The organism is Ancylobacter aquaticus (assembly GCF_004339465.1).
GTDB classification, from domain to species: domain Bacteria; phylum Pseudomonadota; class Alphaproteobacteria; order Rhizobiales; family Xanthobacteraceae; genus Ancylobacter; species Ancylobacter aquaticus.
On sequence record NZ_SMFY01000004.1, the window covers coordinates 147,673 to 160,527 of the forward strand.

At 68.7% G+C, this 12,855-nt stretch carries 9 protein-coding genes; 7 read left to right on the forward strand and 2 right to left on the reverse strand.

What is annotated here, in order from left to right; translation table 11 throughout:
- Positions 1-20: 20 nt before the first annotated feature.
- The 4 genes from EV667_RS19195 to EV667_RS19210 all read left to right on the forward strand — a co-directional run bounded on the left by EV667_RS19195 (position 21) and on the right by EV667_RS19210 (position 5,293).
- Positions 21-1,952 (forward strand): DUF3483 domain-containing protein, encoded by a 1,932-nt coding sequence (locus EV667_RS19195; RefSeq protein WP_131836979.1) that lies wholly within the window; start codon positions 21-23, stop codon positions 1,950-1,952.
- On the forward strand, positions 1,949-3,142 hold the full coding sequence (locus tag EV667_RS19200; RefSeq protein ID WP_131836980.1) for an electron transfer flavoprotein subunit alpha/FixB family protein: 1,194 nt from the start codon (positions 1,949-1,951) through the stop codon (positions 3,140-3,142). The genes EV667_RS19195 and EV667_RS19200 overlap by 4 nt, the downstream gene beginning before the upstream one ends.
- Positions 3,143-3,152: 10 nt before the next feature.
- Complete coding sequence (locus tag EV667_RS19205; protein ID WP_131836981.1) at positions 3,153-3,929, forward strand: adenine nucleotide alpha hydrolase family protein; 777 nt, start codon at positions 3,153-3,155, stop codon at positions 3,927-3,929.
- A 410-nt stretch (positions 3,930-4,339) separates the two neighbouring features.
- Positions 4,340-5,293: a phosphatase PAP2 family protein gene (locus EV667_RS19210; protein WP_131836982.1), complete on the forward strand. Its 954-nt coding sequence runs from the start codon at positions 4,340-4,342 to the stop codon at positions 5,291-5,293.
- A 140-nt stretch (positions 5,294-5,433) separates the two neighbouring features.
- Here the strand turns inward: EV667_RS19210 and betA are convergent, their stop codons facing one another.
- The gene (betA, locus tag EV667_RS19215) at positions 5,434-7,104 is read right to left on the reverse strand and encodes a choline dehydrogenase (protein ID WP_131836983.1); all 1,671 of its coding nucleotides are present in this window, start codon (positions 7,102-7,104) and stop codon (positions 5,434-5,436) included.
- Positions 7,104-9,275, reverse strand: a complete 2,172-nt coding sequence (gene betB, locus EV667_RS19220; protein WP_131836984.1) for a betaine-aldehyde dehydrogenase — start codon at positions 9,273-9,275, stop codon at positions 7,104-7,106. The genes betA and betB overlap by 1 nt, the downstream gene beginning before the upstream one ends.
- A gap of 380 nt (positions 9,276-9,655) precedes the next feature.
- On the opposite strand from betB, the gene EV667_RS19225 reads away from it, so the two are divergent.
- The 3 genes from EV667_RS19225 (at position 9,656) to choV (ending at position 12,846) form a co-directional block, all read left to right on the forward strand.
- A complete protein-coding gene (locus EV667_RS19225) occupies positions 9,656-10,618 on the forward strand; it encodes a choline ABC transporter substrate-binding protein (protein ID WP_131836985.1) in 963 nt (320 codons plus the stop codon).
- A 179-nt stretch (positions 10,619-10,797) separates the two neighbouring features.
- Entirely contained in the window at positions 10,798-11,649 is an 852-nt protein-coding gene (choW, locus tag EV667_RS19230; RefSeq protein ID WP_091441659.1) for a choline ABC transporter permease subunit, read from the forward strand.
- 3 nt (positions 11,650-11,652) lie between these two features.
- Positions 11,653-12,846: a choline ABC transporter ATP-binding protein gene (gene choV / locus EV667_RS19235; protein ID WP_131836986.1), complete on the forward strand. Its 1,194-nt coding sequence runs from the start codon at positions 11,653-11,655 to the stop codon at positions 12,844-12,846.
- Positions 12,847-12,855: the final 9 nt, after the last annotated feature.

A 12,855-nucleotide genomic window follows, 5' to 3' on the forward strand; every position in this document is an offset into this window, starting at 1 on the left:
ACGAGCGACGGCGGCGCATCATGACTGAGCTCGCTTTCCTCCTCTCGCTCACCATTCTCGCCATGCTTCTCCTCGCCGGCGCGCTGGCCGCGCGCCGCGCGCGTCTGTGGCGCGTCGGGCGGGCGGCGAAAATCGACTGGGCCGCCGGCCTGCTCGCCCTGCCCCGGCGCTACCTCGTCGACGTCCACCACATTGTCGGGCGCGACCCCTATGCCGCACGGATGCACGCGCTGGCTGCCGGCGGACTGCTGGGCGCCTCGGCGCTGGCGCTCCTCGGCGTGATTCCCCTTCTCGGCGGCTCCCGGCTGTTCTGGTGGCTCACCGCGCTGGCCTTTGCGTTCGCCTTTGCCGGCGGGGCGATGGTCGGGCGCCGGCGCCTGCCGGTGAAGCCGGCGCGGCTTTCGGGCGGGCGGTTCCAGCTCCTGCCCTTCCTGCTCGCGGCCTATACCGGCGGCGGCTTCCTCGTCGCGCTGGACACCGCGCTCGGGGGTGCCCTGTACCCGCTCGGCTGGCTCGGCCTCGCCTGCGCCGTCCTCGGCGGCCTCGGCCTCGCGTGTCAGATCGAGCGCGGCCCGATGCGCCACGCCTTTGCCGGTGCGGCCCATCTCGTCGCCCATCCCCGTCCCGGTCGATTCGGGGGCGAGCGCGCCACCGGCCTCGCCCCGCTCGATCTCGACGCCCCGCGCCTCGGCGCCGCGACGATAGAAGACTTCGCCTTCAACCGGCTGATCGGCTTCGACGCCTGCATCCAGTGCGGGCGCTGCGAGGTGGCCTGCCCGGCTTTCGCCGCCGGCCAGCCGCTGAACCCCAAGCGGCTGATCCAGGACCTCGCCGCCAGCCTGCAACCCGGCGCCACCAACGCCGCCTATGCCGGCAGCCCCTACCCGAACGCCCGCCCCGTCGCGGGCATAGGCGGGCCGGGCCTGCCCATTGTCGGGGCGGGCGCGATGATCCACCCGGACACGCTGTGGTCCTGCACCACCTGCCGCGCCTGCGTCGAGGAATGCCCGATGATGATCGAGCATGTCGACGCCATCCTCGATCTGCGCCGCTTTCAGACGCTGGAGCTCGGCGCCGTGCCAGCGAGGGCCGCCGCGCCGCTGATGGAACTGCGCTATGCCGACGAGCCGGGCGGGCGGGCGCTCACATCCCGCACCGATTTCGCCGCCGGCCTGACCCTGCCGCTGATATCGGCGAAGGGGGAGGCACAGGTGCTGCTCTGGCTTGGAGAGGGCGCCTATGATCTGCGCTATGGCCGCACGCTGCGCGCCCTGATCACCCTGCTGCAAAAGGCGAAGGTCGACTTCGCCGTGCTCGGCGAGGAAGAACGCGATTGCGGCGATCTCGCCCGCCGGCTCGGCGACGAGGCCACCTTCCAGCGCCTCGCCCGCGCCAATATCGAGACGCTGTCGCGCTATCGGTTCAGCCGCATCCTCACCGCCGACCCTCACGCCCTGCACGCCCTGCGCAATGAATACCGCGACTTCGGCGGCGCCTACGAGGTCGTCCACCACACCGCCTTCCTCGACGAGCTGGCGGCGGCGGGACGGCTCGACCTCGGCGCGCTGGACGCCCCGCGCATCACCTATCACGACCCCTGCTATCTCGGCCGCTACAATGGCGAGGTCGACGCCCCGCGCCGCCTGCTCGACCGGCTCGGCATTGAGCGGCGGGAGATGGAACGGTCCGGCAAACGCTCCATGTGCTGCGGCGGCGGCGGCGGCGCGCCGGTGTCCGACATCGAAGGCGAGCGGCGCATCCCCGATATCCGCATGGCACAGGCGAGCGCGACCGGCGCCGGCATCGTGGCGGTCGCCTGCCCGCAATGTTCCGCCATGCTGGAAGGCGTCACCGGCGAGCGCCCGGCCGTGCATGATATCGCCGAGCTGGTGCTGATGGCGGTGGAAAAGGCCGGCACCACTCCCGCCCGCCCGGCGGAGGCGCTGGTATGAGCCGCCCGCGCAAAGACCCGCGTGCCGCCCGCGCCGCCCATCGCATCGCCGGCGGCGCCCGGCCGCGCTTCGACCTCGCGGCAGCTCCCGCGCCCGCCGGCCGCCCACGACGCGACCCGCGCGCGGAGGAACGCCTCGCCCTCGTGCCCGGCACGCTGCGCCGCCGGCTGGACCGCGCCCAACGCGTGGCCGTCGCCTCGGCCATGCCGCCCGCCCTCCCGGAGGCGCCGGAGGCCGCGCCGCGCCTGCGTGTCATTGCCGAGCCCGCCTTTCTCGTCGCAGTGGTGCCGGATGCGCCGGGCGGGCGGCTCTCCGCCCATGATCGCCAGCTCTTCGGCGCGGCGCGGATGCTGGCGGATGAAGGCGGCGGCGCGGTGCTCGCTTTTGTCGCGCAGCCGGGCGAGGATCTCGGCCCGGCCGGCGCCGACCGCGTGCTGGCCCTGCCCGTTTCCGGTCACGACCCGGAGGCGAAGGCGCTGGCGCTGAACGCCGCGCTCGCCGCGCTCGACCTGCGCCATGTGCTGTTCCCGGAAAGCACAGACGGCGGCGATCTTGCTCGCCGGCTCGCGGCCCTCTCGGGCGAGCCCTTCTTTGCCGGCGCCGAGAGCCTCTCGCCCAAGGCCGTCACCCGCGCCGCGCGCGGCCGGCGTGTGGAGCAGCGCCGCGTGCCCCCGCGCCTCGTCAACCTCGCCCCGGACGCCGTCGCCCCCCATGCCGGCACGTTGCACGAGGCGCTGCCCGTCGCCTTCGCCTTCCCGCAACCGTCCGGCGGCGCCGTTCTCTCGGCCGAGTTCATCCCCGCCGATCCGGCGAAAGTGTCGCTTGCGGAGGCCGATTTCGTCGTCTCCGCCGGCAATGGCGTGAGCGACCTCGACACGTTTCGCGCGCTGGTGGCGGCGCTGAACGGTACGCCCGGCGCCAGCCGCATGCTCTGCGATGCCGGGTTGATGCCGCGCAGCGCGCAGGTCGGCGCCTCCGGCACCGTGCTGGACGCGCGCGTCTATTTCGCCCTCGGCATTGCCGGCGCGCCCCAGCATCTGCAGGGCGTGGCGAAATGCGAGCAGGTGATCGCCGTCAACACCGACCTGCACGCCGCGATGATCGAGCGCGCCGGCCTCGCCATCGTGGCGGACGCGCAGAAAGTGATGCCGGCCCTGCTGGCGTTGCTGCAACAGGAGCGCCAGCCGTGAGAACTTCACCATGAAGATCGCGGTGCTGCTTTCAGCTGGCCGGCATCCGGTGTCCGGCCGTCCCGCCCCGGTGCCGGTGGAGCTGCAGGCGATTCGCCTCGCCGTCGAGATCGGCCGCCAATTCGGCGGTGACGTCACCGGCCTGCATGCCGGCCCGGAGCTCGGGCCGCTCACCGATGCGCTGGGCCATGGCCTTGCCCGTCTTGTGCATCTCCACAATGAGGGCGAGTCGGACCCCGCCCCCAGCCTTGCCGCCGCCCTGGCGGAAGGCGCCTACGACCTCATCCTCGCCGGCCGCGCCGGACAGGGCGGCGAGGATTCCGGCCTGCTGCCCTACACGCTGGCGCGCACGCTCGGCCTGCCGATCATCGCCGATGCCGCCGCGCTGGCGCTCGGCGAGGCGCCGGGAACGCTCGGCGTCGAGCAGGCACTGGCGCGCGGCGCGCGGCGGCGCCTCCTTGTTCGGCTGCCGGCGCTCGTCACCGTGCACCCCGCCGCACCGGCGCCGCTGCCCTTCGCCTTCGCCGCCGCCCGGCGGGGCAGCAGCGAGGCCCGCCCCGGCCGGCACGCTCCCGCCCCCTCGCCCACCGTGGAGGAACGGCCCTACCGCCCCCGCCCGAAGCTCATCGCCAAGGCGGCGGCGGGTTCCACCGCGCTGGAGCGGCTGCGCGCCGCCACGGAGGCCGCCAGCGGCGGCGGCCGCCTGCTGGTGGACCCGGCGCCGGAAGAGGCGGCGCGCGAAATCCTCGCGCATCTGCGCGCGCTCGGCCTGGTCACCGCGCGCTAATACACCCCGCCATCTGGGGATTGCGGGTGGCATAGCGGCGAACTTTGCCTATGCTCGACGCGCGTTTCCTCATGCAATCGCCACGAAGAGACGCTAACAAGCTACCGCTTCCCGGGGGCCGGCGACGCATGCGCGAGAGAGGGAAACCGTTCATGAGCGATACCGTCGAGGCGGGATGCGGGCCGCGTGGCCCTGCCCTCCTTCGCCATAAGCCGCCGGCGCTCGCTGTCGCGGCGGCCCGGTGCGGCCGGCACGCGCCCTGCGACGCCACGCTCCCGACCGGCGCCAGCCGATCCGACTGAAGGGCGCGCGCCAACGCTCCTCCCGCCGGCCGGCACGCCTGCCTTCATCCGATGGTCATATGGGCGTGCTTTCTCCGACCGCCTTCCTGAGACAGACAAGACTGAACAATGGTCTCCCCCAGCAATTTTTCGCGCGATCTCATGGATGGCTGCCGGCGCTCGCCGCTCTTGGCCACCGTTCTTGTGACAGCTTTGCTGTCGTTGATGTTCTATCTGTTTCCTCAGATTGATCTCGCTTTTTCCGGCCTTTTCTACGTTCCGGGCCAGGGATTCCCGGCAGCCCATATCGGCCTGCTGCAGGATTTCCGCACCTTCGCCTCCAACATTTCCATCTCGCTGCCGCTGCTTATTCTGGTCTGCCTGATCCTCAAGCTCTCCTTCCCCGCCAAGGCGAGCCTGCTTCCGCCTCGCATGGCGCTTTTGTTCGTTCCTCTGTACCTGCTCGGCCCGGCCCTGCTGGTGAACGGCATTCTCAAGCCTTATTGGGGCCGTCCGCGCCCGCTGAACGTCACTGAGTTCGGCGGCCCGTGGCCGTTCGAGGACCCGTGGGTGATCGGCGTGCAGGGGCTGGGCAACCACTCCTTCTCGTCGGGCGAGGCCGCAACCACCGCCTGTCTCCTGCCGCTCATCCTGTTCGTGCCCCGCGAATGGCGCTGGCAGGTGGGCACGTTGATCGGCATCTTCGTCGCGGCGGTCGGTCTCAACCGCATCGCTTTCGGCGGGCATTTCTTCTCCGATGTGGTCATCTCCATCGGGCTGATGTTGATTCTGGCGGCGGCGCTCCACCACCTCATCTTCGTGCGCTATCGCGATACCCTGTCCGATGCGGCGCTGGAGGAGCGGTTGACCGCGCTCGGCTACCGTTGGGCCGATGACCGCGCGGCACTTCGGCGCCGGGTACGACAGGGTGCAGCTTCCGCGTACCGTGCCGCCCGCAGCCTTCGCCGCGCCGAACGTTCAATCCATCCCGGAGCGGCTGCCCGCGCCGCCGCCATGGACGTTCCGGCAACCGCTGCCGGCAAGCCGGCCAGCCCGAACCCGATCACGCCGAACCTGTCATAGCGGCCGGCGAAGCTTTCAGCGCGCTCGAGAGCCTTTCCGATCAGGTGGAACCACCTGATCGAGGAGAAAGTGCTCTTTATATTCAATGAGCTGGAGCATTTTCTCGTCGCGAAAGTCTGTCAACTCTCGCGGAAAATTCTCTAGCGTTGCGCGCTTTGCCAGTTTGCCGCGACATAGACGGGCGCGTTGGAGGGCGCCAGCAGCGGCCGGCCGAGAATATGGTCCGCCGCCTTCTCCGCCATCATGATGGTCGGCGCGTTGAGATTGGCGTTGGTGATGGACGGCATGGCGGAGGAATCCACCACCCGGAGCCCCTCCACCCCGATCACCCGCATCTGCGGGTCGAGCACCGCCAGCGGGTCGGAGGGCGCGCCCATCCGGCAGGTGCAGGAAGGGTGATAGGCGCTCTCAACCTTTTCCTCGACAAAGGCGTCGATCGCCTCATCGCTCGTCACCCCCGCCCCCGGCGCGATCTCCCTGCCGCGATAGGGTGCGAACGCCTCCTGCGCGAAGATCTCACGGGTCAGGCGCACGGCGGCGCGGAACTCGGTCCGGTCGTCGGGATGGGTGAGGTAGTTGAACTGGATGCGCGGTGCCTCGAACGGGTCGGCCGAGTTGAGCCGCACCCAGCCCCGGCTCTTGGAGCGCATCGGCCCGACATGGGCCTGGTAGCCATGTTCGCTCGCCAGATCCTGCCCGTCATAGGTCACGGCGAGGGGAAGGAAATGATACTGGATGTCCGGCGAGGCGATGCCGGGGCGCGAGCGAATAAAACCGCACGCCTCGAAATGATTGGTCGCGCCGAGCCCGTCCTTGCGCAGAAGCCAGCGCGCGCCGATCAGGCCGCGGGCAAACAGCCCCATCTGCGAGTAAAGCGTGATCGGCTGGGTGCAGGCCTGCTGGAAATAGATCTCCAGATGATCCTGCAAATTCTCGCCCACTCCCGGCCTGTCGGCCATCACCTCGATGCCGAGCGGGCGCAATTCCTCGGGATTGCCGATTCCGGAGAGTTTCAGAAGCTGCGGCGAGTTGATCGACCCGCCCGACAGGATCACCTCGCGGGCGGCCCGCACTTCGTGCACGGCCCCCCCGCGCGACCAGCGCACCCCGACGGCGCGGCGCCCCTCGAACAGAATGCGCTCCACACGCGCATGGGTCTCGACCTTCAAATTGCTGCGCTTCATCGCCGGCCTGAGATAGGCATTGGCCGCCGACCAGCGCACGCCGTCCTTCACGGTCATGTCCATGCGGCCGAAGCCTTCCTGGCGGTAGCCGTTCACGTCGTCGCTGGCGGGGTAGCCGGCCTGCTCCGCCGCCGTGATGAAGGCCTTGTAGAGCGGATTCTCCAGCGTGCCGTAGCGGTTGGCGAGCGGGCCATCGCTGCCGCGATAGGCGTCGCCGCCCTCGCGCCGGGCCTCCGCTTTCTGGAAGTAGGGCAGCACGTCGGCATAGGACCAGCCCTGCGCGCCCTCCTCCTGCCAGCGGTCGAAATCCGCCGGCGCGCCGCGCATATAGACGAGCCCGTTGATCGAGGACGAGCCGCCGAGCACCTTGCCGCGCGGGCAGTGCATCCGCCGCCCGCCAAGGCCCGGCTCCGGCTCGCTCTCGTACATCCAGTTGTATGTCTTCATGTTCATCGGGATGGAGAGCGCACTCGGCATCTGGATGAACACGGAGCGGTCGGAGCCGCCATATTCCAGCACGAGAACGCGGGTGCTCCCATCCGCACTCAGCCGGTCGGCCAGCACGCAACCGGCCGAGCCGGCACCGATGATCACAAAATCATAGAGATCGTGGGCGCCGTTGCGCATCAGTAAGGCGCCTCGACGCGGCCGAGATTGACGTAGACGCTCTTGAGCTGCGTGTAGTGCTCGATCGCCGCCTTGCCGTTCTCGCGCCCGAGGCCGGATTGCTTGACGCCGCCGAAGGGCAGCTCGATCGGCGTGATGTTGTAGGCGTTGATCCAGCAGGTGCCGGCCTGAAGCTGCGCGATCACCCGGTGCCCGCGCGAGAGATCGCGGGTGAACACGCCGGCGGCAAGGCCGAAATCGGTGTCGTTGGCCCGCGCGATCACCTCGTCCTCGTCGGTGAAGGACAGCACCGCCATGACCGGCCCGAAAATCTCCTCGCGCACGATGCTCATGGCCTCGTCGCAGCCGTCGAACACGGTAGGGGCGACGAAGCAGCCCTTGCCCAGCGCCCCGCTGGTGACGCGCTCGCCGCCAGCCAGCAGCTTGGCCCCCTCCGCCTTGCCCTTGGCGATGTAGCCCAGCACCTTTTCCATATGGTCCGGCGAGATCAGCGCGCCGACCTGCGTCGCCGGGTCGAGCGGGTCGCCGACCACCATCTTCGCCACGCGGGCAGTGAGCTTTTCGAGGAAGGCCGCGCGCACGCTCTCATGCACGAAGACGCGGGTGCCATTGGAGCAGACCTCGCCGGCCGAATAGAAATTGGCCAGCATCGCGCCGGACACCGCATCGTCGAGATCGGCGTCGTCGAACACGATCAGCGGCGACTTGCCGCCGAGTTCCAGCGTCACATATTTCAGTGTGCCGGCGGCGTCCGCCATCACCTTCTTGCCGGTGCCGACCTCGCCGGTGAGCGACACCTTGGCGATGCCGGGGTGGCGGGTCAGCAGGCGCCCCGTCTCGGCAAAGCCTTGCACGACGCTGAACACGCCTTCCGGCACGCCCGCCTCGGCATAGATTTCGGCCAGCTTCAGCGCGGTGAGCGGGGTCAGTTCGGCCGGCTTGAAGATCATGGCATTGCCGCAGGCGAGCGCGGGGGCAGATTTCCAGCAGGCGATCTGCAGCGGGTAGTTCCACGCGCCGATGCCCGCGACGATGCCGAGCGGCTCGCGGCGGGTATAGCCGAAGGCGCTGGGGCCGAGGTCCACATGCTCGCCCGAGAGCGTAGCGGCGAGGCCCGCATAATATTCGAGGCATTCCGCGCCCGAGAGCACGTCGACCACGCTGGTTTCCTGGATCGGCTTGCCCGTGTCGAGCGTTTCCAGATGCGCGAGTTCGTCATTGCGCGCCCGCAGCAGGTCCACCGCCCGCTTGAGAATGCGCCCGCGCTCGGCGCCGGTCATCGTGCCCCACACCTTCTGGCCCTTGCGCGCGGCCGCCACCGCCGTCTCGACCTCGGCCTCGCCGGCGATTTCGATCTCCGCCAGCACCTCGCCGGTGGCGGGGTTGGAGGTGGTGAAGGTGGCGCCGCCCGTCGGGCGGTAATGCCCGCCGATATGGTTGGCGTGCAGCTTGGGTCGGGTGCTCATGGAAGAAGGTCCACTGCTGGAAGGCGCCGGCGCGGCGGCGGCGATCTGGGCGTCGACGAAAAGCGAGGCGACCTGCCGGGCGCTGACCGAATCGGTCTCGCCGGCGGCGGAAAGCGAGGAGCGCAGCCACAGCCCGTCGATGATGGCGGCGATGGTGATGGCGACGCGGGACACGTCGGCGGGCGCGACGAGGCCGCGCAGGTCGTGGCGGAGATTGGCCAGCATGCGCGCCTGGTAGATGCGCTGCACCCGGCGCAGCCGCTCGGAATGCAGCACCTGCCCCCAGAAGGCGAGCCAGACGCTGGAGGTACGCTGGTCGAATTCCTCGGGCGCCAGATTGGCGTCGATCAGAGCCTGCACCCGGGCGCGCGGCGTGCGCGCTTCCCGCAGGCGCTGGGCCGAGGCGCGGTAGAGCCGCAGCGAGAGATGGCGGAGCGTCGCCTCCAGCAGGCCGTCCTTGTCGCCGAAATAATGCGCGACGAGGCCGGGGGAGACGCCGGCACGCCGGGCGATCTGCGCCAGGGTCGAGGCGTTGAAGCCGATTTCGGCAAGGGAATCGATGGTGGCGTCGATCAACTGGCGGCGGCGCACATCCTCCGGCGCGCGGCGACGGGTCTCTTCGTCCACACGCGCCGGGCCGGCCGGACCCTCCACCTGATCGAACCGCGCCTGAGGCTTCTGCGCCTGCGCACTCGCCCGGGCCACCGGCACCTCCTGATCGTCACGAACGGCGTTATTGAATGCTCGTACAATACATGGATCAGGCGTGCCGACAATCCCCACTCCATCGGCAAACGCCCGTGTCGGAACGCTTCTGTCGACGTGGCGCGATTCGGCAAACGGCCTCCAAAAGCGTCGAAAATTCGACATTTTTGAGCAAAAATTGCGCGTGACAAATAGTCCAATCGCGTTTTGAATAGCTGTTCAAAAGAAGCCTCCAGAGGCCGCATCCGGGTGGAGCGGGTCGGGCCCGTTCGGGCGCCGCGAGACGCCGCCGTCCCCGACTTGTCGATTCCGGCCGTGCCGGGCTTGGCGTCAGGCCATGCCGGTTCCATGATCCAGCCAGGATGCCAACGGGAACAATAATGATGCGCATGTTCAATTTCATCGCCGCCGCCGCCCTTGGGCTGGCGCTCGGTGTCGCCCCCCAGCCGCACGACGTGGCCCACGCCGCCGAGCCGGCCGCCTGCAAGACGGTCCGCTTCGCCGATGTCGGCTGGACCGACATCACCGCCACCACTGCCCTCGCCTCCGCGCTCCTGGAGGCTCTAGGCTACACCCCGAAGACGCAGGTTCTTTCGGTGCCGGTGACGTATAAATCCATGCAGACCAAGGACATCGACGTCTTCCTCGGCAACTGGATGCCGACCATGGAAGCGGACCTTGCCCCCTATCGCGAGGACAAGAGCGTCGAAGTCATCGGCGTGAACCTCGAAGGCGCCAAGTACACGCTGGCGGTGCCGACCTATCTCTATGACGAAGGCCTGAAGTCCTTCGCAGACATCGCCAAGTTCAAGGACAAGCTCGACGGCAAGATCTATGGCATCGAGCCCGGCAATGACGGCAACCGCCTGATCCTCGACATGATCAAGGACGACAAATACGGCCTGAAGGGCTTCGACCTCGTCGAATCCAGCGAGCAGGGCATGCTTGCCCAGGTCGAGCGCGCCTCCCGGCGGAACGAGGGCATCGTCTTCCTCGGCTGGGAACCGCACCCGATGAACTCGAAATACAAGATGAGCTACCTCTCGGGCGGTGACGACGTGTTCGGCCCGAACTATGGCGGCGCCACGATCTACACCAATGCCCGCGCCGGCTACACCGCCGAGTGCCCCAATGTCGGCACGCTCATCAAGAACCTGAAATTCTCGCTCGACACCGAAAATGTGGTGATGGGCTATATCCTGCTCGACGCCATGGAGCCTTCCAAGGCAGCCGACAAGTGGCTCAAAGCCAATCCCACCGTGTGGGAGCCCTGGCTCGCCGGCGTCACCACGATCGACGGCAAGCCGGCCGTGCCGGCGGTGAAGGCCGCGCTGAAGCTCTGAAAACCAGCACGTCATCCCGGCCGCGCGCAGCGTGAGCCGGGATCGCTCTCCGCCTTTACGCGATCCCGGATCGGCACTGCGGACCGTCCGGGATGACGGGAGAGACAACCCGGCCGCGCCCGGATGTGGCGCGACCATCACGCCTTTTCCGCCCTCACTCACCCCGCCGAGGAGCGCCCATGTATGACTGGCTGACCGAGCACAAGATTCCCCTGGGACTCTGGCTCCGCGACTTCGTCGACCTGCTCACCACGCATGGTCAGGGCTTCTTCGACTTCGTCTCGCTGGTGCTGGGGGCGCTGATCGGCGGCTTCACCGACGCGCTGCTCTGGGTGCCGCCGCTGCTCCTCATCGCGCTGTTCGGGCTGGCGGCATGGCTGGTCCACCGCTCCATTGGGCTGGTTGTGTTCATCGTCGGCGCGCTCCTGCTGGTGACAAATCTCGGCTACTGGTCGGCGACGATGGAGACGCTCTCGCTCGTCATCTGCGCTACTCTGGTCTGCGTGGTGGTCGGCGTGCCCATCGGTATTGCCGCCGCCCACCGGCCGTGGCTCTACACCGCAATCCGGCCGATCCTCGACCTGATGCAGACCATCCCCACCTTCGTCTATCTCATCCCGACGCTGGTGCTGTTCGGCCTGGGCGCGGTGCCGGGGCTAATCTCCACCGTCATCTTCTCCATCCCTGCCCCCATCCGCCTGACGCATCTGGGCATCTCTTCGGTGCCGCCGGCGCTGTATGAGGCCGGCAAGGCCTTCGGGGCGACGAAGACGCAGTTGCTGTTCAAAGTGGAACTGCCCTATGCGCTGCCCACCATCATGGCCGGCATCACCCAGTGCATCATGCTCAGCCTCTCCATGGTGGTCATCGCCGCGCTGGTGGGCGCCGACGGCCTCGGCAAGCCGGTGGTGCGGGCGCTCAATTCCGTCAACATCGCCATGGGCTTCGAGGCGGGCCTCGCCATCGTCGTCCTCGCCATCGTGCTCGACCGCGTCTGCAAGCGGCCCGAGCGTCGCTCGCGAAAGGGTTGAGCCATGCCTGCCGTCGAATTTCGCAACATCGACATCGTCTTCGGTGCCGACCAGAAGAACGCGCTCAAGCTCATCGACGAGGGCCGCTCGCGTGACGAAATCCTCGCCGCCACCGGCTCCGTGCTCGGCGCGGCGGGGGTGAGCCTTGCCATCGAGCGCGGCGAGATCTGCGTGCTGATGGGCCTCTCCGGCTCGGGCAAGTCCACCATATTGCGCGCCATCAACCGGCTGAACGAGGTGGCGCGCGGCGAGGTGCTGGTGGAGCACAACGGCGCCGCCGTCGATGTCGCCCGCTGCAGCGAGGAAACGCTGCGCGACATCCGCATGCACACGGTGTCCATGGTGTTCCAGCAGTTCGGCCTGCTGCCCTGGCGCACGGTGCGCGACAATGTCGGCTTCGGGCTCGAACTGCGCGGCATGGGCGCGGCCGAGCGCAACCGCATCGTCGACGAGAAGCTCGCCATGGTCGGGCTCACCAACTGGTCGGAGAAATACACCAACGAACTCTCCGGCGGCATGCAGCAGCGCGTCGGCCTCGCCCGCGCCTTCGCCACAGATGCCGATATCCTGTTGATGGACGAGCCGTTTTCGGCCCTCGATCCGCTGATCCGCGACAAGCTGCAGGACGAACTGCTCGATCTGCAGCGGCGCATCCACAAGACCATCGTCTTCGTCAGCCACGATCTCGACGAGGCGCTGAAGCTCGGCAACAAGATCGCCATCATGGAAGGCGGGCGCATCGTCCAGGCCGGCACCGCCGAGGACATCCTGCTGCGCCCGGCCACCGCCTATGTCGCCGAGTTCGTCAAGCACATGAACCCGCTCAACGTGCTGCGCGGCACGGCGGTGATGCGCCCGGCCGCCAGCCTCGCCCGCGAGGGCGACGAGGTGGTGCTCGACAAGGACGGCCATGTCCGGCTGAAGGTCGACGGCGAAGGCCGCCCGCTCTCCCTCGATCTCGACGGTCGTGCCGGCCTGCTGGCAACCGCCGATGGCGAGGCCGGGCTCATCGACGACAAGCTGGCGCACGATGCCGACTGCATCGTCGCGCCCGTCGATCTCAAGCTGAAGGCGGCGATCGAACTCAAGCGCCACACCGACCTGCCGATCCTGCTCGTCGACAGCCTCGGCCGCCTCGCCGGCCTGTGCGACGACGACGAGATCTATCGGGGGTTGCTGAGAAGGCTGGACGGTTAGCCGGGGAAA

What these genes read in the sequence shown, in the direction of transcription:
- EV667_RS19195 (WP_131836979.1), top strand. Translation starts at nt 21, where the DNA reads ATGACTGAGCTCGCTTTCCTCCTCTCGCTCACCATTCTCGCCATGCTT.
- EV667_RS19200 (WP_131836980.1), top strand. Translation starts at nt 1,949, where the DNA reads ATGAGCCGCCCGCGCAAAGACCCGCGTGCCGCCCGCGCCGCCCATCGC.
- EV667_RS19205 (WP_131836981.1), top strand. Translation starts at nt 3,153, where the DNA reads ATGAAGATCGCGGTGCTGCTTTCAGCTGGCCGGCATCCGGTGTCCGGC.
- EV667_RS19210 (WP_131836982.1), top strand. Translation starts at nt 4,340, where the DNA reads ATGGTCTCCCCCAGCAATTTTTCGCGCGATCTCATGGATGGCTGCCGG.
- betA (WP_131836983.1), bottom strand. Translation starts at nt 7,104, where the DNA reads ATGCGCAACGGCGCCCACGATCTCTATGATTTTGTGATCATCGGTGCC.
- EV667_RS19225 (WP_131836985.1), top strand. Translation starts at nt 9,656, where the DNA reads ATGATGCGCATGTTCAATTTCATCGCCGCCGCCGCCCTTGGGCTGGCG.
- choW (WP_091441659.1), top strand. Translation starts at nt 10,798, where the DNA reads ATGTATGACTGGCTGACCGAGCACAAGATTCCCCTGGGACTCTGGCTC.
- choV (WP_131836986.1), top strand. Translation starts at nt 11,653, where the DNA reads ATGCCTGCCGTCGAATTTCGCAACATCGACATCGTCTTCGGTGCCGAC.